Source organism: Zooshikella ganghwensis, from assembly GCF_018263875.1.
GTDB classification, from domain to species: Bacteria; Pseudomonadota; Gammaproteobacteria; order Pseudomonadales; family Zooshikellaceae; genus Zooshikella; species Zooshikella ganghwensis.
Window position 1 is genome coordinate 138,684 of record NZ_JAEVHG010000007.1, and the last position, 24,561, is coordinate 163,244.

Annotated in this window: 14 protein-coding genes; 4 read left to right on the forward strand and 10 right to left on the reverse strand. The window is 41.2% G+C overall.

Annotated features, from left to right (window positions below):
- Positions 1-27: 27 nt before the first annotated feature.
- Entirely contained in the window at positions 28-1,023 is a 996-nt protein-coding gene (locus KHS79_RS12215) for a polysaccharide deacetylase family protein (RefSeq protein WP_212719299.1), read from the reverse strand.
- A 620-nt stretch (positions 1,024-1,643) separates the two neighbouring features.
- Between KHS79_RS12215 and katG the strand changes: the two genes are divergently transcribed.
- Positions 1,644-3,812: a catalase/peroxidase HPI gene (gene katG, locus KHS79_RS12220; protein ID WP_325167612.1), complete on the forward strand. Its 2,169-nt coding sequence runs from the start codon at positions 1,644-1,646 to the stop codon at positions 3,810-3,812.
- Positions 3,813-3,893: 81 nt separating this feature from the next.
- Here katG and KHS79_RS12225 read toward each other — a convergent pair whose 3' ends face one another.
- From KHS79_RS12225 to KHS79_RS12240, 4 genes are all read right to left on the reverse strand, one after another.
- On the reverse strand, positions 3,894-4,685 hold the full coding sequence (locus tag KHS79_RS12225; protein WP_212719305.1) for a substrate-binding periplasmic protein: 792 nt from the start codon (positions 4,683-4,685) through the stop codon (positions 3,894-3,896).
- A 172-nt stretch (positions 4,686-4,857) separates the two neighbouring features.
- The gene (locus tag KHS79_RS12230) at positions 4,858-9,831 is read right to left on the reverse strand and encodes an OmpA family protein (RefSeq protein WP_212719308.1); all 4,974 of its coding nucleotides are present in this window, start codon (positions 9,829-9,831) and stop codon (positions 4,858-4,860) included.
- A gap of 19 nt (positions 9,832-9,850) precedes the next feature.
- Positions 9,851-10,840: a TolB family protein gene (locus tag KHS79_RS12235; protein WP_212719311.1), complete on the reverse strand. Its 990-nt coding sequence runs from the start codon at positions 10,838-10,840 to the stop codon at positions 9,851-9,853.
- A gap of 190 nt (positions 10,841-11,030) precedes the next feature.
- The gene (locus KHS79_RS12240) at positions 11,031-11,282 is read right to left on the reverse strand and encodes a hypothetical protein (protein ID WP_212719314.1); all 252 of its coding nucleotides are present in this window, start codon (positions 11,280-11,282) and stop codon (positions 11,031-11,033) included.
- A gap of 305 nt (positions 11,283-11,587) precedes the next feature.
- Between KHS79_RS12240 and KHS79_RS12245 the strand changes: the two genes are divergently transcribed.
- Positions 11,588-12,418, forward strand: a complete 831-nt coding sequence (locus KHS79_RS12245) for a substrate-binding periplasmic protein (protein WP_212719317.1) — start codon at positions 11,588-11,590, stop codon at positions 12,416-12,418.
- A 382-nt stretch (positions 12,419-12,800) separates the two neighbouring features.
- On the opposite strand, the gene KHS79_RS12250 is transcribed toward KHS79_RS12245, so the two are convergent.
- Positions 12,801-13,151: a winged helix-turn-helix transcriptional regulator gene (locus KHS79_RS12250; protein ID WP_212719320.1), complete on the reverse strand. Its 351-nt coding sequence runs from the start codon at positions 13,149-13,151 to the stop codon at positions 12,801-12,803.
- Between the two features lie 125 nt (positions 13,152-13,276).
- On the opposite strand from KHS79_RS12250, the gene KHS79_RS12255 reads away from it, so the two are divergent.
- Positions 13,277-13,933: an NAD(P)H-dependent oxidoreductase gene (locus tag KHS79_RS12255; protein ID WP_027710142.1), complete on the forward strand. Its 657-nt coding sequence runs from the start codon at positions 13,277-13,279 to the stop codon at positions 13,931-13,933.
- 138 nt (positions 13,934-14,071) lie between these two features.
- Here KHS79_RS12255 and KHS79_RS12260 read toward each other — a convergent pair whose 3' ends face one another.
- Together KHS79_RS12260 and KHS79_RS12265 are read right to left on the reverse strand one after the other, a co-directional pair.
- The gene (locus KHS79_RS12260) at positions 14,072-15,337 is read right to left on the reverse strand and encodes a RidA family protein (protein ID WP_212719323.1); all 1,266 of its coding nucleotides are present in this window, start codon (positions 15,335-15,337) and stop codon (positions 14,072-14,074) included.
- 668 nt (positions 15,338-16,005) lie between these two features.
- Positions 16,006-18,594, reverse strand: coding sequence for a glucosidase family protein (locus KHS79_RS12265; protein ID WP_212719325.1), 2,589 nt, complete (start codon positions 18,592-18,594; stop codon positions 16,006-16,008).
- Positions 18,595-18,957: 363 nt separating this feature from the next.
- Between KHS79_RS12265 and KHS79_RS12270 the strand changes: the two genes are divergently transcribed.
- Positions 18,958-21,876, forward strand: coding sequence for an AMP-binding protein (locus tag KHS79_RS12270; protein ID WP_212719328.1), 2,919 nt, complete (start codon positions 18,958-18,960; stop codon positions 21,874-21,876).
- Positions 21,877-21,886: 10 nt separating this feature from the next.
- Here the strand turns inward: KHS79_RS12270 and KHS79_RS12275 are convergent, their stop codons facing one another.
- Together KHS79_RS12275 and KHS79_RS12280 are read right to left on the reverse strand one after the other, a co-directional pair.
- Complete coding sequence (locus KHS79_RS12275) at positions 21,887-23,152, reverse strand: hypothetical protein (protein WP_212719331.1); 1,266 nt, start codon at positions 23,150-23,152, stop codon at positions 21,887-21,889.
- Positions 23,153-23,818: 666 nt separating this feature from the next.
- Positions 23,819-24,460 (reverse strand): NAD(P)-dependent oxidoreductase, encoded by a 642-nt coding sequence (locus KHS79_RS12280; RefSeq protein ID WP_212719334.1) that lies wholly within the window; start codon positions 24,458-24,460, stop codon positions 23,819-23,821.
- Between the last annotated feature and the right edge of the window lie 101 nt (positions 24,461-24,561).

Genomic DNA, 24,561 nt, shown 5'->3' on the forward strand with positions numbered 1-24,561 from the left:
ATAAGGAAATGATCTTTCGTGTGATAATTAGTTTGCTGGAAAGTAATTGCTTAGTGGTAAATTTGCCCATTCAAAGGGGATATTATGTTGTTCAGTATAATTTTCAAATAAACCTATAGCCTCACGTACGCGATCTAAATATCTATCCGCTGATTCTTGGTGAAAGCCAATTGATACATAAACATTTTGTTCAGGGTTTTGCTGCCATTTTTCAATATTTTTCTTCAGGACCTCAAGCATCCCTTCTGCAGTGATATAATCCGCAAGGATACCATTATCAGGTATTTCCATAATTTTCTTTTGCTCAGAAATACGGATTACATAGGGTTGAGAATCTGTGTTGGTTTCAGTCCAAAGGCTATCTAACCAACGATATAAGGGTAGTTTTTCCCAGGGGCTGCCTTCAAGTAGTTCTGGTGGCACTGCTGAAGAATCATATTGAATACCTTCTTCCGCAAGGGCTTGCATGGTATGAGATTTTGCCATCCAACCACCAGCACGGAAGCTTACAGGCTGATTAAATCCTTCATCCATCAGAATACGTTTACTGTTGCGAATTAATTTCTTTAGCTCATTTTTGTTATAGGCACTAATGTCTATTTCATGTCCACAGTCTTTAGGTGTTTCGCATTTAGTGAGGTCAATAGGCGTCTCAGTGTGCGCGCGAGGAGAGGTTCGAAAAGTGACACCACTGATGTCAGCAAGAGAGCGCCAACCATGGATATGAAGACCGTGCTCATCAATGGGCAGTAATACTGACTGGATCTTTTGGGTAATATCGACAGAATTGGCATCTGCTTTGGTATAGTAAGCAGCATTTAAAAAGTGTAATAAACCTATTTCGGGAAAATCTTCTCGAAATTTCTTCATTTTCTGTAGGTCATTATCCTTTAAAAAGTAGCCCTCCCAGTCAACACTAATGATGGCAACCACTTTACCTTGTGCAAAAGTGTAATGGCTGAATAAAAAAATACAACAAATGAAGAATGCTTTAAAAAAGCTGAATTTAGACTTTTGTTTCATTAATATACCTTATATGCTGTATAATTGAGCTTATATGGTATACATATTTATCGAGTTTAATAAATAAGATATTTGCTATAGAAGGTAAAAAAAACGGCTATCGCTTTATTTAAGTCGACCGTTGGTTCGAGTCGGTTAACTAATTAAACAGATCATATATACACAACAGCTGAAGTATATAATATGTAACAATGTTGAGAGGTTTTTGAATGGCTGATATCAAAGTTGTGAGGGAGCTGTCTATAAAAAATAGTCTGTGATGATATTTGGATGGGTAGTCAAAGACTGGGTGATGTACATTGATCTGTTTGCCTGCAGGGATGTGATAACTATCGTGACAAATAACAACCTCTAGGGAGGGGGCTGAGCATGTACGGCCTATGCTATCCTGGCCTTTGATCGAAGCGCTTTAAAATATATACCTAAAATGAAGGATTTTAGGATCATTAATATTGGCTATTACACCTATCTATTTTTTCAATCTGTTTTTCGCTCCCTTCATCATAAGAAACTGCTATAAATAAGTAACTAGTCTTCTAAGTCTTACCTCTTTAGGAGTATTTTTCATGATAAAAAAAGCGATACCAGCCTTCGCCACTTTAGTGGTGGCACTCTCTCCAATGCTATTATCAAACCCTGCATTAGCCGCGGCAGGGGAGCCAAAGCCAAACAAATTCTGGTGGCCAGAACAGCTTAACTTGAAACCGTTGCGTCAGCATGTTGCTGAGTCTAATCCATATGGTGAAGCGTTTGACTATGCTGAGGCCTTTAAAAGTCTTGATCTTGATGCGGTAAAAAAAGACATTGAAGTTTTACTAACCACCTCTCAGGATTGGTGGCCAGCGGATTATGGTCATTATGGTCCATTTTTTATTCGGATGGCATGGCACAGTGCGGGCACTTACAGAGTAGGTGATGGCCGCGGTGGTGCTGGAGGAGGGCAGCAGCGATTTGATCCATTAAATAGCTGGCCAGACAATGCCAACCTTGATAAGGCTAGACGCTTGCTATGGCCCATTAAGCAGAAATATGGCAGGAAATTATCGTGGGCTGACCTGATGATTCTCACAGGTAATGTTTCGCTAGAATCGATGGGATTCAAGACGTTTGGTTTTGCCGGTGGGCGCGAGGATGACTGGGAACCTGACATGGTTTATTGGGGGCCAGAGAAAAAGTTTTTAGCCGATGAGCGCTACAGTGGTGATCGGGAATTAGAAAAGCCCCTAGCAGCCGTTCAGATGGGCTTAATTTATGTTAACCCGGAAGGCCCTAATGGAAATCCTGATCCGCTGGCTGCGGCCAAAGATATTCGCGAAACGTTTGGCCGCATGGCGATGAATGATGAAGAAACGGTTGCCCTTATTGCTGGTGGTCATACATTTGGTAAGGCCCATGGGGCTGTTAAAGCTGACTGCCTGGGACCTGAGCCTGCCGCAGAGGGCATAGAACATCAGGGCTTTGGTTGGAATAATAAGTGTGGCAAAGGCAATGCAGAGGATACGATAACCAGTGGTCTGGAAGGCGCGTGGTCAGTTAACCCCATAGCTTGGACAACACAATATCTTGATAACTTGTTTGCCTTTGAGTGGGTCAAAACAAAAAGCCCCGCTGGCGCAACACAATGGATTCCTGCAAATAATCAAGCGGCTAACCTGGTTCCTGACGCTCATGATAAGACCAAGCGGCATGCGCCAATTATGTTTACGACTGATCTCTCATTGAAGTTTGATCCTGAGTATAAAAAAATAGCGATGCGATTTAAGGAAAATCCAAAAGAATTTGAACAAGCTTTTGCCAAAGCTTGGTATAAGTTGACACACCGTGACATGGGCCCTCGCGCACGCTACTTGGGAAGCCATGTACCAAAGGAGGAAATGCTTTGGCAAGACCCAGTACCCGCAGTTAAACATAAACTCATAGGTGAGAATGATATAGCATCGTTGAAAGCAAAAATCCTTGCTTCTGACCTGACTGTACCTGAACTTATCCGGACGGCATGGGCCTCTGCCGCTAGCTTTAGAGGGACTGACATGCGTGGTGGTGCTAATGGTGCGCGCATTCGTCTTGAACCGCAAAAAGACTGGCCAGTGAACAACCCCAAAGAACTGTCGAAAGTGCTTGCTAAGTTGGAGAATATCCAAAAGGAGTTCAATGGCTCATTATCTGGTGGTAAGCAGGTATCCCTGGCTGATGTCATTGTGCTGGCAGGAAGTGCTGCCGTCGAAAAGGCTGCGAAAGAAGGTGGGTATAATATTAAAGTAGCATTCCATCCTGGGCGAGCAGATGCAACACAACAGCAGACGGATGTAGAGTCTTTTGCTGTGTTGGAACCAAAGGCTGATGGTTTTCGTAATTATTTTGACAAAGCCTTGAAAAACTCTCCGACAGATATGCTGGTTGATCGTGCCAGTCTGTTAAATCTGACGGTGCCTGAAATGACTGTCCTTGTGGGAGGTATGCGTGCATTGAATGCGAATACTGAAGCGTCTAAGCATGGCGTGTTTACTGATAAACCTGGGGTATTAAGTAATGACTTTTTTGTTAACTTACTTGATATGTCAACTAAGTGGACAAAGTCTTCCAGCGCTGAGGGCATTTATGAAGGTCATGATCGTAAAACAGGCAAACTCAAATGGACCGCAACTGCTGTCGACTTGATTTTTGGCTCTAACACAGAGCTTCGTGCTGTAGCAGAAGTGTATGCAGCTAATGATGGTAAAGAAAAGTTTGTTAATGACTTTGTTGCAGCCTGGTCTAAAGTGATGACCCTTGATCGCTTTGACCTTTAATCCATGCTATTGGAGTGGGTTGATTGAGTAATAAAAACGGTTAGCTTGAATAGCTAACCGTTTTTTATAAGGTTAATACAGCTATAGATCCTTTGGAATAATTTCGAGCGTAAAACCATGTTTTTTAATAATTGATTCGAAAGTGCCATCCTGTTTTACGCTCTCCCAGCTACTGTTAAATTTATCTATTAGTGTTTGATAACCAGCAACCTTTTTAGAAATAAGAATATGGAGGTTATCTTCAAATATCGGAGGTCCAATTCTTTTGACCTGGTCCTGGTAGGATGGATTTTTCTTCAACAGTTCCGCCATCGCTACAGGATTAATAAGCATTAAATCAATCCGCTTTGCAATCAATTTCTTGAGGTTCTGCTCATATTTAGTTACATACTCAAACCTTAAGCCTTGTCCTTCAAGAGCAGGAATGCTGATGGATCCTGTCAATAAACCAACTTTATAGGGTTCAGGGAATTTCCCATCAGGATAAGTTATGGAAGAGTCTGAGTGAACATATAAATACTCATTATTTTTAGCGATTGCATTTGTCCAAGCAAAGTGGTTTGCGAATTCATCAGAAACTTCTCCTCCCATAATGCCGTCATAATCACCTGACTTAGCGTTTTCAACGGCACGCTTCCAGGGAACAAAAACAACCTTGCAGACAAATCCTGCCTTTTTACAGGTTTCTACTGTAAGTTCAGTTAAAACGCCACCATTGGGTAAACTTTCAGCAAATATTGGTTCCCAATTCGCTGTAGCTAATGTTACTTCAGTTTTTTGTGCCCAGCTGTATATCGCTGTAAATACGCATAATTGTACGGTTATAGTGATCTTAAGAAATAACGCACTAAATTTGTGTTTATGGTACTTCATGGCGGTCAACATTACTCTGTTTATACAAGGAAACTTAATAACTAATGAGTATAGACTTAACTACTCCACATGCGAGTTTTGAGCAAGGCAAAAATTACACATAAATAAATGAGGAATGATTGCTTTTAAAGCACTAGCACTCCTCATATGGTAAAACAATGAAGTAATAGTTTTAGTTAATTATCTTGAACCCATCTGTCTGAGCATCAGAAGGATTGGCACTTTTCAGCCACTCATCGAGTTGAAGTAACTTGTAATTATTGTTTTTATTATCGTGATCGAGGCGCTTGCAAAGCAGCCACATTTCTTTCCAATTTAAGTTTACTTTGACATTTTCTTGTTTAACGATTGGGAGCTTACCTGGTTTTTCGATATACTGCTTTTCTTTAATGACGGTATTGACCAGCTCGATAGCTGACGCTAATTCGTCTGGGGCAGGGTCTTCCAGCCATGGAGATTGTTTGGGATTTAATGAAATGGGTAATTTATCAATTTTAATTTTGCAGCCTTTGCCTACTAATTTACTATCATCGCCATTAAAACCAGAGTTACTGATGGTTTTAAGCTGGTTGAATTGTATGCACATATCATCAAATAAGCCGTTTTTAATGAGTTTCACTTCATCCAAAACACCGCCAATAATAGGGATATCTTTAACGACTTTCTCCCAATATTGATTATCCACTTTACCCATAGGTCGCAATCCCTCAATGGTTTTACCCGTGGCCGCGTGGTATTTCAGGGGGATCACTGATAGATAAATATCGTATTCACGGTCATCGTCATAAATATAAGCGCCTTTTTTGCCCTGGGATTTTTTGATCATTTCGAAAACCTGTTTACGATCTTTTTCTTGTTGGCTTTCAAACAGGGTCAATAATGAGGGCAGATAGCGTCGTGAATTAATTTCTGGAAAGGCTGCTTTGTTTTCGACACGCCATGTAGTATTGTCCAGGGTCATGGGTTCACTGTAAGCAGCACCATACACATGATCTTTAGGACGGTAATGATGCTTAAACTTCACCTTTAGTGTGCCAGCATAGAATAATGTGCCTTGCATTTCAGCGCCTATTGTTTTTGTCTCCTTTTCAGTTTGACTCAGTGAGTAGGGAATCGCATGCCAAGAGCGATTATGTCGTTCGTAATTTTCTTTATGCGTTTTACTAGACAGTACTACTGTGCCTACATAGCAACGCTTTCGCCAGTCAAAGGGCTGTTTTTTATTATAGGTAGAGGATAATGTAAAATGGCCATTTTCACCGGTTTTAAATAACGTGGCGGCAGCGACTTCGCCATCAAATAACTTGCCGTATTCAAACTTTTTTTCATGGCTTTTCATTAACTCTTCGTCGAAGAGATCTTTTTCTGCAAAAAAACCTTTATTATTACTGGCCTGACGATGGCTTAACTGGTGTTTGCGCTCTTTATCTAACACCAGTGTAAAGTCAGTGCGGAATATTGGCCGTTTATGCAGGTATTTTTGCTTATCCGCCTCGCTCATTTGATAAGGACCTGAGCCTGTGAGTCGATTGATCGGCTTGTTATTTTCATGGTCATTACCTTCAATACGAATTTGACGCTGACTGTCTTTATTATCGCCAACACAAATGTCGTAGGTATAACTCAGTTCCAGTCGGTGATGTTGTTTCCACTGGTTTTTATCATGAAATTTAAGCGCTAAATCCCTGGACATCGGCTTGGTTCCAGGGAAGACGTATGCCCCAAATTGGAAGCGAGGAAACAGCACGACCCCATAATAGCCTTCAAATTCTTTTTCATTTTCCAGTAAATTATCTTCTGCCAGGGGTAAGCATACATCCGTATAAGCCGGTCCTGTGCAATCACTGCCCCACATAATTCGACGGGGCTTGAGGGTAATGGGTAAAGGTCGCTCTAAACGTACGCCTGTACGCCGGCTGAGTTCGGCGTACTCATCATCTTTATACAGCACGACGATGATACGCACTTGATCTAACGGTGAAATGCCATCATGGGTTTTCAGGTACTCTTCCATCATCACCCAGGGCCTATCCGCCCCTCTATCCGACGGTAATACCCCATAGGGCCGTACATACATCGCGGTAAATTTATAGATATCGTTATTGAGCTTGGCGTAGTTTAAATCAAAGTTGTGCATTAAAACGCTGAGATTTTCACTGTTAATGGCGTGTATTGGAAAACATTGTTGAAAGGTACAGGGAATAAAAAACTTACTGCACACATCACTGGGCTTGCCTTGCATTGGCGTTAACAATGCACCGCCTTCCATTTGTTTAACACTGTAATAAGGGTATGCACCACTTTGTACTCGTTGGATAGACTCCGTAATGCGCTGGACCAGTGGGTGTTTTTCAAAATAGGTATTCGACTGTTGTTGCCAGCTTTCAGCTGTCCATACATCTTTCATATCCAGACAGTCCATCCAAAATTGGTCCAGGTTATAACCGAAGTTGACCAGGTGCGGGTAATGCCAGGTTTCGGGATTTAGGACAAAAAACTCAATAAACTCTTTAATACGAAGCGCTTTTAAACACTGATCAGCAAGGTCTTGATCTGATGCTGTTTTCGGTTGAGTAAAAACCCCACCACGCTGCTTGCCATAACGGTAAGATGCACGCATCAGCAGTTTTAATAACGCAGTCAGAATTTCAGCACGAATACGGTATTGGTTATTTAAATATTTTATATAATCTTTTTTATCGCTAGGGTCGGGGCTGGCATCAATACCCCGTTGATTGAATTTTGAACGCTTATCGAGTTGATGCTCTAAACGCTTATGTGCGAGCCAGTAACTGAGTATAGAGTCAAACGCGGTGCGGTCAACGTATTCGGCAAGGGTCATGGCGCTTTTAGCCGCTGTTGGCAGCACCAGGATAGCGGTGGCAACCACGGCATATTGTGGGATTAATGCAGCCATTCCGACACCAGCATTAAACACCGCCATCAGCATTTTTTGTTGTTGCTCTTCTAATCCCATCGCGCTATTTACTTGGGCAAAGCGGTGTTTTTCTAAGACTTGCATGGCTTCCCGAGAAGGTCGAAAAATAAACTCTGCATCGGGAAAGGCAACACAGATTTCAACCCGACGACTTTCTTCGTAGTCAATCCCACCTTTTTTGTTATTTAACGGGTAAGATTCGCCACAAAAGTCGGTTTTGACTTTCTTAAGCTGGATGCCCTCATTTTCAAAGGCTTTCTTAATATTCTCCACCCGCTTTTTAGACAAAATCATATTATAATGATCACTGCCTAAGGGGCAGGCGTGCCCGTGTAAGGAGAGCTTGGCTTTCGATTGACTGTTCACAAGCTCAACAATATCAGCAACGGGGATATCATTTGTCGTGTATTGATCCAGGCCAAAGCGAATATTGGCGCGAAGTTCAATAAGGCCGCCTTTAAAAATACGCTTAACAGGGAGATTACTTTTGGTTTTTGCGGCAATTAGTTTTAACTGTTGTTCTGCTTTATGGACGTCAGGATCACCGGCTTCTGCAATGGCTTTTTTATATTCTAAGACACAAGTTTGGTAGTCTTCGACGGTTTTTCTCGCTTGTTTTTTGGCTTTACTTAAGAGCTTATATTCTTCATAAACATCAAAAAGACCAGAAAACACACCCCAGGCCGCCATCGCTCGCATGCCTGCATACAAGAGTCTAGGTGGAATCCCCAGCTTAGCTAAAATAGCATATTCTTTTTTTGCCGCCTCAAGGGCTTGAGGGTTACGAGGATTAAACCAGCCTTTTACATCAAAGGCTTTGCGTAGCTCATTTAAGTCCATCCTTTTTGCATCTAAGTTGCCTGCCAAACGTTTCAAAACGTTTTGTGCACCAGCACTAAGCTCGGGGTTTGCTGCTAGGCGGATGAAGTCATCCATTTGACCTGTAAAATGATCATACTTTTTCTTTAGCTCATAGGCTTTTTTGAGCGTATCATAATTGCCTAGTAAACTTTGACTTTCCAGTGCAATATGCATGACCAGTGAGGTATGATGATATTGTTCATCTACTAAAAACTGGTGAAGAATATCTTTAGCTGCACTAATTCGAGACTTGCCATTGAATCCCTTAATCAGTTCTTCAGGCTTAACGGTGGCAATTTGGGCAACTTTTTGGGAATAATCATGACGCACGTTAATATCATGCATATAGGCATTTAAGCCGGCAGGAACATCAGTTTCACCGCCTTCACCCTGAGCTAAATCACGGGTCGCTTTAACCACATCTTTTAAAATATCTGGAAATTGCTTTAGCATGGCCTCTTCCAGATGAATCGGATCACCATTAATTAAGCAGAAATCAGCGGTAGGGGTTTTATAGGCAAAGGCAATGTTTTCTTTGAGTTCGTAGTAGAAAAAACCTTTATCATCTACTTGGAAAGCGTGTTTTTTTTGTGATCTTTTAATCTCATCTCTGGCATCTAATGATAGAGTGACCCGAATATTATACAAGCCTTCTTGTATCTTTTGTTTGCGCTGTGTATTGATAATAAGTGAAGAGGGTTTTTTTAAGTTATCACCACCGTATTTAGCAAAGACCCTGTTGCCGTCTTTACGTTCTGTTCCGTGAGGCCATAGTTGTACTTCTACATCATTAAAAAGTTTCTCTGAAAATGAAATAATAAGCACTTCTACTTTAGGGACAACGATTGCCTTGACTTCATAATCGTCCCCAACTGACTCGTACCATTCTGTATACCAATCCTCATCAACATCATCAGGTTCTCGCATATACTCTTTTTTAGGTAAATTACACAGTATGGTAACTTGATTGGAGCGACCGGGTTGCTGTAATTTATCCTCTGTTACTAGCTTCTGTAATTCAGGAATAAAGTCTTTTTCGCCATACTCACAATAGATATTGCTGATGACGCGTGGATTAGGGAAAAAGATATGTATTTTTTGGTTATGCTCAAATAAGCGGCCCTCTCTAGAGCCTTGTATAAAAGTATTTCGAACTAAATTAACATAGCCTTGATGATTTGTTGTCCATAATACAGTTTCGTCTTGATTCGTTTTTGCAGAGGTACGTCTCGTAACAAATAAAGTATCAGGGATAGGTTGCAACGTGTTTTTGATGATGTTGCCATTCGTGTCAAAATCGGCAGATACCAGATACAGCGTTGGTAGCTTAAATACTTCGTGAGCCATGATTTACCTGAATAATAGATTAAAAGTTGTAAAGGGTTGTTTGAGAAGTATTTAGCCCAACATCTTTTAATTTATGGTAGTTGGTTAAATCAATATCTATAAGTTTATTTGTTTTTATGTCGTAAATACCTAATGCTGCTACCCATAAATGGCTTGCATCAAAAGGGTCAAAGGCTTTGGGAAAGATTGCATCAGTTGAGAATGAGTTAATTTCTGGGTAATTGGGCTTAGTTGTATCGACTATTTTATGACCAAATGCACCTTTGAAGTGTATTTTATCGCCTGTTGCTGTTCTTATAACAGACCTTTCGCTAATTCTGTCATACTCTCGTTCAAACAAAAGATTACCAGTTTTTAAATCTCTTACATGCATTTTGTTTGAACGGAAAAATACAATTTTGGTGTCATTATCAATTACCAAAAAGGCATTACCGCGTTCACCGTATTTATCACTGAGAATATTCAGTTTTGCGGTTGGAATATGGTAGTGCTTAAAGTCACCGGCTTCATTGTAATAAATACTTTTGCTATCACTACTCCATTCAAATGAGGGAATGACACCACCATGGCTTAAAATCTTCATGGTCTTGGTCTTGATATCGTATAAACGCTTCTCATACCGACTATTAATCGAAACAGCATACACGGTGTAACGGCCATCAGGTGAAGTTTTTTGAGTGCGGATAATACCGCCTATAGCCTCATAGGGTACACGACGCTTTAAATCGGTATGATCAAGCTTTGTGCTCCATATCTCATCCCCAAATCGAGTTTTTTCAGTAGCATGTGGTGGATCTGTCCAGATAAATGCCATACGCGGACTACCATAGCTTTTGGTGTCTTGCCAGACTTCATCCGCAAGTTCATAGCCCCACTTACTTTTCTTTTGTTGTGATGCTGTTTGCTCAGTTTTCTTGTCCTGGTTGGCAGGCTGTGATGACTCTTCTTGTTGGCAACCTACCAACAATACTGAGGCTGCTAAGGCAAATACAGTGAGAAACTTATTCATACGGATTCCGCTGTGTTGATCTGTACTGTTGGGAACGCTTTTAAACTGTGACTATTGTACGACGTGAGTTGTGCCAATGCGTTTACAGACCTCTCAAACTGTGGGGGTATCCTTAACAGTATTGTTTATATTGTTTTTATTCTGTAACAGATGAATAACGTAATGTTAAATGCTCAATACCCAAAGCACTTCATGAAGGGTATAAGGGGAAAACACGACGAATAAGGCAATTTTCTCCGCCCGTGTCAGAAGGCCATCCATGGCCTCTGCCACTCACACTGCTCCCAGCAGTTGCTCCGCAAACAACCTTACCCGTCGTTTTGCCAACTTTTTGCTTTGGATGATGTTGTTGAAGGAAGAGGAGTACCCCAATTGCTTTTAAATGAACATTTGTTGTACTTCGATGTATACCCACGACAGCCAACGGCTGGATAACGCACATCAAACTGTTTGCCGCAAGGACGCGGCAACCAAGCCTCCAGGGAAGGATTCACGGCGTGTTTGAGGGGCGTTATGTAGCCGTTGGACAAACAGAAAATACTGTGATTGCAAATTGCTTGAAATTCATGACTTATTGATCTGGTCTATACTTTCTTCGCAGATCCTGCATCCTTGATATATAGCCCAAAACAGCGTAATTTCAGGCTAAGCTATTGATGAGTGATGAAATTACAGGAGTTTTTGTAGCGTCGACGGTCAAGTGCTGCAGGAGTATAACAACGTCTTTCTCAAAGGGTATCGTGACTTGTGTTAGCTAACCCAATGAAAGTAAATACTCATATAATAACCTTTATTGCAACTATTTATTTCCAATATAGTTCAAGCATTATGGCTTCTTCTCCGGTAAAACTTTGTCAAGGCTCTGAAAATGAGTGGCCACCCTATACTGTTTTTAAACGAGCCAATAACACTATTGTTGAGCCTAGACAATTAACTGGTGCTGCTACGGAGCTTATCTATCAAGCAATAAAAAAAGCCGGCTATGACTATAAAATCAGACTTATGCCCTGGAAGCGTGTACTTAAAGAATTGGAGCGATACCCTAAACGGAAGGTGTGTGAAATTACCTGGGATGTTAGTTATAAGCCATCAAGAGCAGAGAAGTTTTTTTACAGCGTTGCGATTTATCGAACCCAGCTGGGAGCATTTTTCTCAAGCAAACACCTCAGTGAAAAAGCCCTTACATTAAAAAATACTACTGATTTATCACAATTTCGTTTGTGTGGTATTCTTGGTTACAATTATAATCCTTTTAACCTTCATGAAGGTCTGTTCAATAATTATATAAACTTTGATAAAGCCATGAATGTGTTAAGTGCGGGAAATTGTGATTTTTTACCAAGCAGTATAGAGCCTGTTTTAGGGCAAAATAAACTGGGCACTATAAACCTTTCAGATAATATTGACTATATTGAATTCCCGGGAAGATTTAAAACTTTTTATTTGGTGGTTTCCCGAAAATCTCCTCGAGCTGATCAGTTATCAACGCAACTGGCTCATAGTATTATTTCAATGCAGGAAAAAGGTGAGGATTTAGCTATTTTTAGTCAATATGGTATAAAACCAAAAATCTATTAATAATCAGCTGCAAGCCAAGCCTTTCTTACAGTATTCTCTAATTTTATTTAGTGCTATAAAAATTAATAGTACTACATTATTAGTGCTTGGTTTTAAATAATGTTACACCAAGTTAATTTTCTGGAAAGCTATACCCAAGACGAAGGGTTTTTAGGGGCGGCCGTCAAGCGATGAAGCCCCCGGAGCTTATATTAATAAGTGACTGGGGTGAAGAGTGCTGACAACAAACCCTAAAAATGATTCGTGAAGGGTATATACCCAAAATGATGGATTTTTAGTAGGGCTGGTTTGTTAAGCTAACGATAGCAGCCAAAGTCGTTTTAAACGTGCAAACAGGGTTCGAATACACTGTTTGCTTAACCCATCCCAATAATAATCGATGTCATGTGTCAAGTGAGAGTTGTGTTGCCTGCTCCAAATGTCGAGAACCCCACTGTTGCAGTGAATGAATAACAGGGGTTAATGTTTTACCGTACTCAGTCATAGAATACTCAACTTTTGGGGGGACCTCAGGGTAAACTTTCCTTGCAATTAAATTATCTGCTTCAAGCTCCCGTAGTTGTTTTGTCAGCATTCTCTGTGTTACTTCGGGCATTACACGGCGTAATTCGTTAAAACGCATAGTTTCTGATAGCAGGTGGTAAAGAATTACGCCTTTCCACTTTCCTCCAATGACTTCTAAAGCAGCCTCAACTGGGCAACCAGGATTACAGTTATAGTTTGTGTGAGCCATTGAGAAATCCATTAGTATATAAAAGGATACTATGTATCAATAATGTGCGTACTTACATAGTTTATAAGTACAGTGTATTCTGTCGGCACGTTCACAGCAACCATATATGTAGTTAGGAATGATCCATGAACAATCCAATTATTGAAGACCTTCGCTGGAGATACACAACCAAAAAATATGACCCAAACAAAAAGATTCCAAAAAAGGATCTTGATGTACTTTTTGAGGCCATGCGTCTCTCGGCATCCTCTATAAACTCACAACCATGGAAATTCGTTGTGGTTGAAAGTGATGCCGCGAAAGCGCGTATGAATAAAACATTTGCCAATAAATATCATTTTAATCAGCCTCATGTTTTTGACAGCTCGCATATTATTCTTTTTGCCCATAACCCACGCTACTCGCGAGAAGATTATGCTGAGGTAGTGGATAATGGCATAGTTGATCAACGCACCAAGCCAGAAAATAGGGAGAGTGCATTTGGTGGTTTCATGTTTGCTGAACTTAACACAGATAAAAACGGGTATAATGGCAACTGGACAAAAGCACAAACCTACATAGCGCTTGGTAATACGCTACACACTTTAGCACGCCTCAGAATTGATTCTACTCCGATGGAAGGTATTGATATTGAGTTAGTTAATGAGGAGTTTAAAGAAGAGCTTAATGGCTATCATTGTGATCTGGCCTTAGCTATTGGCTATCATCACTCTCAAGAAGATTACAACGCAAAGCTTCCCAAGTCTCGGCGCAGCATGGGCAGCATTATGGTTCGTATTTAAAATAAACACATAATTGTTGTATGCACACAAGCAGCAAAAAGCATTGTTTGTTTCTCGATATGCTTTTTGCTGCCAGTGATGTAAGGCTTTATGTATCGATGGGGTTAGGGCAGAACAGGCCCTAACTTAATATTAATACTATGCCTGTGGAGGTGTTCCTTCACCGTTAGAAACAATGGCATCAATTTGTACCAAAGCATCCATAGGAATAGCTGAAACGCCAATGGTTGTTAATGCAGGAAGATCGTCATTAAAGAATGTTGAGTAAACTTCGCTTACAGCATCAATATCCGTAATATTTTTAAGCTGGATATTGATTTTAACGATATCGTCCATAACATGATTAACACTTTCGACAATGGCTTTGATATTGTCTAAGCACTGCTTTGCCTGCTCTTTTACTGCACCAGAGACAATTTTACCTGTTTTTGGGGTTATAGGTAATTGAGCTGAAATATTATTATAATGCGAAAAGGCTACAGTTTGCGTAGAAACAGGACATTTAGGCGCATTTTCGGAGTTATTTGGCCTAATGACGATACCATGTCTGTCTTCAACCGCTTGTGGTGGTGTGCCATCTCCGTGAGATACAGTGGCATCAATTTGTACCAAAGCATCCATAGGTAAACCTTCAACAACCACGACTGAGCGAGCAGGAACATAGCCTAAGGTTCTAGCGATAGCAGAGTCTGGGAAAAATGTTGTATAAACTTCGTTGACAACTTCAATATCTGAGAGGTTTCTGAGATGAATATTGATTTTAACAATATCGTCAAAAGGAACGTCAATACCTTCTAAAATTCCCTTGATATTTTTCAGGCACTGTGCAGCTTGCTCTTTCGCACCGCCAGCTACGATATTACCTGTTTTAGGGTCGATAGGTAGTTGAGCAGAAACATGGTTGTAATGTGAAAAAGCGACAGTTTGTGTCGATATAGAACTTTTTGGCGCATTTTCTGTGTTTCTTACAATTTTTACGAGATCGCAAGGTGCTTGTGTGCCTGAGCCTTCACCATTGGTAATAACGGCATCCATTTGTACCAATGCATCGTTCATAGGTAAAGCTGCAACGGCAAGTACTGTCCGGGTAGGAAGATAGCTTTGGAAGAATGTTGCATAAACTTCGTCAACAGCGTCAATATCAGTAATGTTTTTAAGGTATACATTGATCCTAACTACATCGGACATAGCATGGTCGATGCTTTCTACAATGGCTTTAATATTGAGCAAACACTGAGCAGCCTGCTCTTTTATGCCACCAGTTACGATTTTGCCGGTATTAGCATCGACAGGTAATTGCGCTGAAATATTATTGTAATGGGAAAAAGCTACAGTTTGTGTAAATAGAGAACTTTTTGGCGCATTTTCCGTATTTCTTGAAAGTTTTACAATACCGCTACACATATCAATATTTCTCCTCTTGGAAATAATTATTTTACGTGCTTCACAGTTTGAATACGTTTGAAAGGTATTTCAGATTGAAAAACCAAAACCCAGAAAATGAAGGGTGGTGTTATGCATGAAGTTTGTCAATGTCGATGTCGTGTTTTCTAATTTTTGTGGCACAATCTTTAATGTTCTACAGCAGAATAAAAAATAATGGAAAATAAAATTGATATTTGTCAATTTTACTGATTGTGCGGCAAAAATTGACACATCCTAAAGGCATTATAATGAATTTGCTAGTCTTATGATTAAAGATTAATTAGTCTTTGATCTTGAAAATTATTTTTTCAAAAAACTATTTTAAAATCATATGGTTATGGTGTGGCTGAGATGATTGGTTAGCGTTTTTTAGTGAGTATTTATCAAATTAGTGCTCTTGACTGTCAAGGTGGTTGTCTTATTTTATTAAATATTGCCAATTTGAGCAGCTTTAATATTTTATTTCTTGTAAAGGGGGGGTGAAAAAGGCTGCCTAAACTAGCGCAGCCTGTATTAACTATTTAAAGGTTATAGGTAGAGTTCAGTTATAACCTTCACGAATGATTTCTAGGTTTTGTTATCTTCACTCCTCACCCCAATCACCTATTAATATAGGCTCATGGGGCTTCGTCACTCGATGGCCGCACCTAAAAACCATTCGTATTGGGTATATTATTCAAAAATAATAACTTTATACCCTCAATGTTTGCTCTATTATTTATGGGATTTTCACTCTGGCCCGGGGCTAGATTATAGAGTCTGTTGTGTTCAAAGTAAGACATGTTTCGGTAATCTGAAATTCGAATTTGGTAAACTTCACTGTCATTTAAGAATACTTCATTGATTAAAGAAGACTCACTCCATGTTTGCCAATCAGGTAAATGGGGCATATAAACCACATCTTCATGAATCTTAACATTTGCGCTATTGAAAATTTCAATGCGTTTAACACTGGCAGTAACACCTGTATTAACAGGACCCATGGCATTGGCATAAATAACCTGTAGAGAATAATTTCCACTACGAATTGGGTTGAAATTCTGTACTTCAAGAACTTCGTGGGGTTTTCCCCAATTATTATAATGCCATCTTCCATGGTTCAGCTCACTAGAAGCACCATCCAAAGAAACTAATCTTGCGTCACCAAAGGTAATGCTTTCAACTGTATTAGCAGGCCAAAAACCTTGAGCACGACTATGATGGGATACATGCCCAGAGCGGGTAAATTCTGCTTCTACTGAATAGAGATAGACCTCATTATGATAATTTGATGAATTTGGGTCAGTCCAAGATGTTGTATTAATACCGCTGGCTACTTTGGTACCATTTCGATAGATATTAAAAACAACTGATGTTTCACCATTGGCAGTAAAGTTAACGGTTAATAATCCACTAGACGCTGTCACTGACGTTATACTGGGTTCTCGGGGCGCAAAGAATTCTCGCCAATCACCCGTGTCTTTGACAATGGTCATAGGTTTAGAGCGCGTTGGTCCTTGGGTTAGTGTAATTTCAAAAACATTACTGGATTGAAGGGCAGACTCACTGACAAAATCAGTGCTAATAGTTGACCCATTGAGCTGAATCGACTGGATGTCATAATACCCACCCGTTAAACCGTCAGTATCTGGAAGCTTAATAAGCACATTAATTGTTTTTCCTTTATAGTTCAGATTTGACAGTGCTAAACGAGAGGAATTGCTGAACAAGTTAGTACGAAGATCTTTGGTGATGAAGGGTAAAAAGCGAATGCCTGACTCATCAGTTTCCATACCAAAGATGATATCTAAGGTCATGCTTATGTAGGCTGCTACTGACCAGAGCTGTCGTTGTGAGTTGATGACGGGACCGCTGTATTCTCCATCCTCAACATAATTACCCAGGCTGATAAATTCGAAGTTTTCCATATTCGATAAATTAATGGCGGAGCCATTAATTAAAGACATCACATTATGTGTAATCACTGAATCATTATGTGCTACTTTAGCTGCACGTAATGAATAAGCAGTCACAAATGGCCAGATTCCTCGGTTATGATAGATTGGGGTAAAGGGTTGCTGAGGCCAAATAACGGGAGGCCCCACTTCTGAATGAGGGTAGTTAGCCATAATTTGCTCAGCTTTTGCTTGGTCAGCAACGCCCGAAATAATCGCCAAAGATAAGCCTAATAGATCATATTTTTCTATGGCAGATGAATCGAGTGGAGAGCCAATCAGGCCTGCATATAATCCTTTATCGGTTAACCAGAAATTAGCATTAATAGCCGTTTTTAAATCATTAGCCCAGGTTTGGTATTGAGTAGCTTCATGGGTTAATTCTTTTTCTGAGGCTAAGTCAGCCGCCAATTCTAATATAATAAAGTGGGCGACATTAGTGGAGAGTGATTTACTCATGCCAATATGAACAGTATCTTTTGCAGTCCATGAAGCATAGCTTTGTTCTCGCCAGTCTAAGAATGACTGCTCTCCAGTATATAAACCATCTTTAGGATCGAATACCACTAAACGATCTGATGCAATAGTGTTAACCATTGCTGTATATGCTGTGTTACGGAAATGTGTTCTTGCAGAACCTGTTAACTGTCGTAAAACTTCTCGAGCACCAATAGCCCAGATTACTCGATCGGTGGAAAGCGGCCAGGACCCTCCCGTCCCAGTATCTTGAATAATTTCCGGTGCGCCACTGACATCACGGCGATCAGATAACTTAAACGCCAAAGAGTTACGAGATCGTATAGGATCAATAAGCGCTAATCCTAAATCGACGGCATAAGCCGTATCTCTGGTCCAAACATAAGTCCATTTTCGGCCAGTCTCGAAGTAACCGCCAGGAGGTGCTTGAATGGGATTTCCTTGATTATAAGCATTGTCAGAAATTTCTGAGACTGAGTTTTCGTCATTTTCATGAAGCGCCAAGGAAAATAGCGCATCAAAAAGCAAGTCACCACTGCGGATGATAATATCACTATTGTCTTCATTAATAGTCAATGAATTAGTGGCTGGGATATTGTCTCTAAGATTTTCAGTGGTTGATAGTGTATAAGAACGATATTGAGCATCTACATCTGGTACTGATACAGTTGCTGTATTTCCATTGAAACTCAAACTATCACTGCCAGAATTACTTCCCACTGTCATTGTGTCTGCAAATACTCCAGAATAAGGTACTAATAAAAAGGTAAAGCATTGGCCAATAAAGGAAAACGTTTTACTTATTTTTTTACTTAGTGCTGACATATTAACTCCTTTGATTAGTTGCCGAAATTAAGCAACGCGTCAAACCGTGTTCACCCCAAGAATTTTTATTATTAGAAATACCTAAGTACTCATAAGCAAAATAGTGAAAAAATCTAAAATGCAAGCCAGCTGATAAGGGATAATACCGACTGTCCAGTTGTTTTAAAATAAAAAATTGAAAATACGGCAGATTAATCCATTCTCTAACGGTTTGCCGCAAGGATGTGGTAACCAAGCCTCCTCATTTATAAATACGAATAAATTAAGGGCATCTCTAAACTTAAAAAATTGTATGATTTAGGTGCGTGATTGAAGAGGGGGGTTACACTGTAGGTATGTATTAAACAGGGTTGAACGAGTGGAATGGCGAGCGAAGCAGACTCTAAAAAACATGACTGGCAAGACGATTTGAGTGATGACATAGCGCGGTTATTAGTTCAAATCGCCTGTGAGCTGGCAGAGGAGTTACATCCACACTTGGGCCGTTTACAACATGTCACCTTGAAGAGTGATCTGGATAGTGACTTGGGCCTTGATAGCTTGGGGAGAGCAGAGCTGCTGGTGCGATTAGACCGGGCTTTTAAGGTGCATTTGCCGGAGGAACTGCTCAGCACCGCCACAACATTGCAAGACCTGTTAGATGCCTTGCAACTGGCTAAACCAAAGGGAAAACTGGAGCAGGCCAGTGATTCATTAGTAAGTCAAACCCGTTTGCCAAAAATTGAAGAGCCTGTAACAGCATCCACACTTGTTGAGGTCCTGTGTTTTCATGCGGCAACCCATCCTGAACGATGCCACCTGAAAGTTTGGCAAAATGATGCTGAAGAGCAACCTTTAACCTATGGCGCATTGCACCAGGCTGCTCTGACCATTGCCCAGGGGCTGTTAGAGCATGGCCTGGAACCTGGGGATAGGGTAGCCGTTATGCTGGTCACGAAGCCTGATTTTTTCGAAGTTTTTTTTGGCATTTTGTATGCGGGTGGTGTCCCTGTGCCGCTTTACCCGCCATTACGCCAGTCTCAGGTTGAAGACCATTTGCGCCGGCAAGCAGGAATTTTGAAAAGAGCTGAGGCAACCATCCTTATTGTAGGAGATGAATTACATCAGGTCGGGGTATTGTTATTTGGTTTAGTCTCAAGTCTTCGCGATATCAAAGCGGTTATTGACCTAAAAGCCTTTGGTCATATTGAAATGCCAGTGCCTGCTGATCCTAAGGCGACGGCACTTATCCAGTTTACCTCTGGTAGTACGGGTGATCCTAAAGGAGTAGTGTTATCACATGCCAATTTACTGGCTAATATTCGTGGGATGGGAGAGGCTTTGGAGGTTAATTCGACTGATGTGTTTGTAAGCTGGTTGCCGCTTTATCATGACATGGGGTTAATTGGTGCCTGGCTTGGATCTTTGTACTTTGGTGTATTTGTTTTCATTATGCCGCCCTTGGCTTTTCTTGCTGACCCATCGCGCTGGTTGCGCGCAATTTCTCGTGTACGTGGTACGTTGTCAGTGGCGCCGAATTTCGCCTTTGAATTATGCTGTAAAAATGTTCGGGACGAAGATATGACGGGGGTCGATCTGAGTTCACTGCGCTTAATGATTAATGGTGCAGAACCCGTGAGCCCCTTAACCATTGATCGCTTTAGCAAGCGTTTTGCGTGTTATGGGTTTAAGCCTGAGGTAATGACACCCGTTTATGGATTGGCTGAAAATTCGGTTGGGCTGGCATTTCCTCCTGTAGGGCGTGGTCCTGTGATTGACCATATTGATCGGGTAGCCCTTGCTCGTCGGGGTGCGGTAATTCCCGCAGCACCGGATGACCCAACGCCACTCAGTATAGTGGCCTGTGGGCGACCTTTAACTGGACACCAGATAAGGATTTTGGACGATGCAGGTCATGAGTTGCCTGAACGAATGCAGGGCAGGCTTCAGTTTAAAGGACCTTCAGCAACAGCAGGGTATTTCAGGGATCAAGCCAAAACGGCAGCACTGTTTTCAGGGGAGTGGCTAGAAACTGGAGATTTAGCCTATATTGGCCACGGTGATGTTTATATCACTGGGCGAGTCAAGGATATTATTATTAAGGCAGGCCGAAATATTTATCCTCATGAAATTGAAGAGCTGGTGGGTCAACTACCGGGCGTACGCAAAGGGTGTGTGGCTGCGATCGCAAGTACAGACTCCCAGTCAGGCACAGAGCAGCTCGTGCTGGTGGTTGAGACTCGACTAACAGAGAGTCCGGCTTTGACAGAGCTGAGTAATAAGATTACAGAAGTTTGTTCGGCATCCCTTGATGTTCCGCTGGACATCATCAAGTTTGTTCCCCCTCGTGCTATCCCCAAAACCTCAAGTGGTAAGATTCGCCGAGCAGCGACCAAGGCTCTGTTTGAGGCAGGCGCTTTGGCTGCAAAGCCAAAACAACTTTGGTTGCAGTTGGTGGCATTAACGCTATCAAGTTTTGGTAGTCGGATCAGACGGATAAACTTGCGACTCATGGCACTATCTTACGCGGGCTATTGGTGGGGTGTTCTTGGTGTGATGTCTAGCTTGGTTTGGGGGCTGGTCATGGTATTGCCCAGGCGCCGCTGGCGGCACAGAGTTGTACATATCGCCAGCCGCTTGTTTTTCCGCCTGGTAGGTATTCCCCTTGAACTTGTTAGGGATGACTCTTTGGTTGGAGATACAGCCCGGCCTAAAGATTGCTTTGAGCTTACAAAGGAAAGAGTACCCAGTGAAAGGGTGGTTTTGGTTGCAAATCACTCAAGTTACTTGGATGCACTGGTTATAACTGCAGTAATACCTGGTGAAATTACCTTTGTTGCTAAAGCTGAATTGTCCGGACATATTTTTGCGGGACCGGCATTACGTCGTTTAGGTGCATTATTTGCGCACCGAACTCAGGCAGCAGGTGGTGTGGAAGATACTAAGCGACAGAGCCTGGTTGCACGAGAGGGGCAGCGTATAATGTCTTTTCCAGAGGGGACACTGACAAGAATGCCAGGCCTGCTTGCATTTCACTTGGGTCCATTTCAGGTGGCTGCCCAGGAAGGTTTTCCAGTAATACCTCTAACCCTTCGCGGTACTCGCACAATTTTACGAGGTGGGCAATGGTTTCCAAGGCAAGGACGTATTACGGTTCATTTTGGTGATCCTGTTATGCCCAAAGGTAGTGATTTTGCAGCAGTGGTATGCCTGCGTGACACCGTACGAGCAAAGATACTTGAACACTGTGAGGAACCTGATCTAGCCAAAGAACAGGTTCTGATTAAACCTACAAAAAAGTAGAGTGACATGACTACATAGGCATTTTGGGTGCAGAGCGATGTAATTCTTCGTAGGTTTTTTCTTTGATAATAATAAAGGGCGTTTCGTTTTCTACCCGACTGGTTTGCTGTAAATTAAGTTTTTGTCCTTCAGGTACATCATGAAAAATAAGCTCAATCCATTGTTTTTGGGTGCCATCAACGGCTTCTGCCGTTTTTAATGTTGGTTTTGAGGCATGCTGCCATGAACCATTGTTGGTACGTAACTCAAAAAGGTCGTTACGATCAATGGGGGCATGACAGTCTGTTTCAAAGTGCATAATTAATCGTTTATCGATCGCTTTTAAGTAAACAGCTGGTATTTTAGTGTTGCGCTGTCGGTCTAGCAGTTTTGGATGCTTGCTGATGCGAGGGATGGCTTGTTCATCTAACTCCTGTTCTTCTTCTGTTTTTGTTTGGTTGGTCAGAGCCTTAGCAATAGGGCCAACTGCCCCTGTTGGATAATCAAAGTGCTGCTCTTGCTCGTAGCTTGTGAGTTGGTCAACCGATGTTGCTTCTTGTTGTAACTTTGTTGTGTCACTTTCAAACTCACTGATTTTATCCCAGCTCCACTGCGTTATACTGAACAATAAATAGACACCATTTGCGGCTTGTTGAACTTCACCATTGAGTTTATAAGGCACCCAAATCGTGTTTAGTTGTAAACCTAATGCGGGGCGTAAGTCACCATCCACTTTGATTATCTGTCCATGGCGCTGGTTTCTATAATACTCAACGCGAACATCACGAAAGTTGACGCCTTTAATGACTTTTAGCTCACGCCATAGCTTACCTTTCCAGAAAACATAGACCCAACCGCCATCAGGTAAGATATCAGTTTGATCCCGTCGTAGTGCATCAGTGATATAGCCCAGTGGCTTCAGGGGAATAAGGATATGCTCCCAGCATTCTTTTTCCTGTTTTTCATCAACAGTAGCTGCATTATCCAGCAGCTTTAAGCGCAGAGGAGGTTCTCCTTTCATGGCGACTTGCAAAAATATGCTGCGTGGATCTTCTGGTATTTTTTTAAACGATACTAAGCTTCGATGTTTGGTGGGTTCTCCGGTGACCGTCTGAGGATTTTGTAACAACTCACGTCCCTGACTGTCTTTACTTAAACTTAAGCGTTGCCCATCACTGATATTATTACCAGCAACTTCCACCACAATTTTAAAATCTAAGTTTTCGCCTTTGGGTTCGGGGACGGGGGGTGGCTTAGGTAGCACAATATCTTTTTGTACATATCGTGGTCTGACCATGGCAGGCATCTATCAAGGGTTACCTCAAGTTTTTTTTCCATGACCAGTTTAACAAAGGTGTTTTCAAGTGATTCTTGAGAATCGCAATGGCTCAATAATGGGAGTTTTAATAAACTTTCTTTGGCATACCATGATTTTTTTAGAACATCTTGAATATAATCACGACATTCTTTTTCATTATAAAAATAACGATATTTTAAGGCATTCCGTTTAGGAAAACCTTTTTGAATGACTTCATGTTGTTTACCATCAACGTAGTATTGAGCAAATAGCATACACATCCCTAGATCATCAAGCACTAGAGTAGGTATTTTACGAGTCGCGGTAAATCAATGCGTATTGCTAATTCTCATATTTTACAGTGTGATAGACTTATTCTGTTGCGTTCTGTAACTGAGTATTAGCTTATTGTTTCTTTTTTATACTTAAAGAGTCGAGCGATTATCAAAATAACACCTCCTTGCGTTTTTTTATTCATTCTTATGGTTTAAACATTTAATAGTCTTTTATTAGGGCCTGTTAACAGACCCTAGGTGCTTTTAAAAAAACAAAATAACTATTTTCTTAATGGTGTCTGTTATTTTTGCTTTTGCGTCGTTTTTCCAAATGAATATACCTATAACAAAGGATTTATAGCTTTTTTAAAGGACGTTATGCTGTCCTTAATTAGTAGGCGACACTTATTCGTTGACGGGGGTATTTACCTGCTTCAAGCTCATCAATCATAGCTACCGCGTAGTCACTGACAGAAATACGACTATTACCTTGTGTGTCGACCAAAAGTGCATCACCTCCAATGCGATAAGGTGCTTCTTTATCGCCAGGAAATAACTCGGCTGCTGGGCTGATAAATGTCCAATTTAAAGAACTGGCACTATTACGGAAAACATCTAAAGCCTCACTTTGTGCGATTGCTTCTGCCTTATACGCATCAGGAAAATTTGGTGTGCTGACAAGGGGCGTACCAGGTGCTACTTCCAAACTACCTGCACCACCAACCCAAAGGAGACGTTCAACACCAATTTTTGGCAATGTTGTCAGTAATTTTACTGCGGTACTTGCCACTATTTTATGATTACCTGCAGCTCTTCCGCCAATAGCAGAAATCAAGACGTTTACCCCATTTAAGGCCTTTTTCAGGCTATTATCATCAAGGTTAGTGACATTGAGTGGATGAACCTCAACATCTCTGAAGTTGGTTTTGCTTGGGTCGCGGACCAGGGCAACAACTTCATGGCCTCGTTGTTTGGCTTCTTTTACGATGTGGCTCCCCACCCAGCCTGATGCACCTAATACTGCAACTTTCATAGTGTTTCTCCTTGGCGAAACTTGGTTAAGAATGACTGCAGTTTAATAGATACTATTTAGGTAACAAATAATCTAATATGATACATATTGTATCTAAATAG

Bases quoted from the DNA above. Each gene is read 5' to 3' on its own strand.
- KHS79_RS12215 (WP_212719299.1), bottom strand. From the start codon at position 1,023: ATGAAACAAAAGTCTAAATTCAGCTTTTTTAAAGCATTCTTCATTTGT.
- katG (WP_325167612.1), top strand. From the start codon at position 1,644: ATGCTATTATCAAACCCTGCATTAGCCGCGGCAGGGGAGCCAAAGCCA.
- KHS79_RS12225 (WP_212719305.1), bottom strand. From the start codon at position 4,685: ATGAAGTACCATAAACACAAATTTAGTGCGTTATTTCTTAAGATCACT.
- KHS79_RS12230 (WP_212719308.1), bottom strand. From the start codon at position 9,831: ATGGCTCACGAAGTATTTAAGCTACCAACGCTGTATCTGGTATCTGCC.
- KHS79_RS12235 (WP_212719311.1), bottom strand. From the start codon at position 10,840: ATGAATAAGTTTCTCACTGTATTTGCCTTAGCAGCCTCAGTATTGTTG.
- KHS79_RS12240 (WP_212719314.1), bottom strand. From the start codon at position 11,282: ATGTGCGTTATCCAGCCGTTGGCTGTCGTGGGTATACATCGAAGTACA.
- KHS79_RS12250 (WP_212719320.1), bottom strand. From the start codon at position 13,151: ATGGCTCACACAAACTATAACTGTAATCCTGGTTGCCCAGTTGAGGCT.
- KHS79_RS12255 (WP_027710142.1), top strand. From the start codon at position 13,277: ATGAACAATCCAATTATTGAAGACCTTCGCTGGAGATACACAACCAAA.
- KHS79_RS12260 (WP_212719323.1), bottom strand. From the start codon at position 15,337: ATGTGTAGCGGTATTGTAAAACTTTCAAGAAATACGGAAAATGCGCCA.
- KHS79_RS12265 (WP_212719325.1), bottom strand. From the start codon at position 18,594: ATGTCAGCACTAAGTAAAAAAATAAGTAAAACGTTTTCCTTTATTGGC.
- KHS79_RS12270 (WP_212719328.1), top strand. From the start codon at position 18,958: ATGGCGAGCGAAGCAGACTCTAAAAAACATGACTGGCAAGACGATTTG.
- KHS79_RS12275 (WP_212719331.1), bottom strand. From the start codon at position 23,152: ATGGTCAGACCACGATATGTACAAAAAGATATTGTGCTACCTAAGCCA.
- KHS79_RS12280 (WP_212719334.1), bottom strand. From the start codon at position 24,460: ATGAAAGTTGCAGTATTAGGTGCATCAGGCTGGGTGGGGAGCCACATC.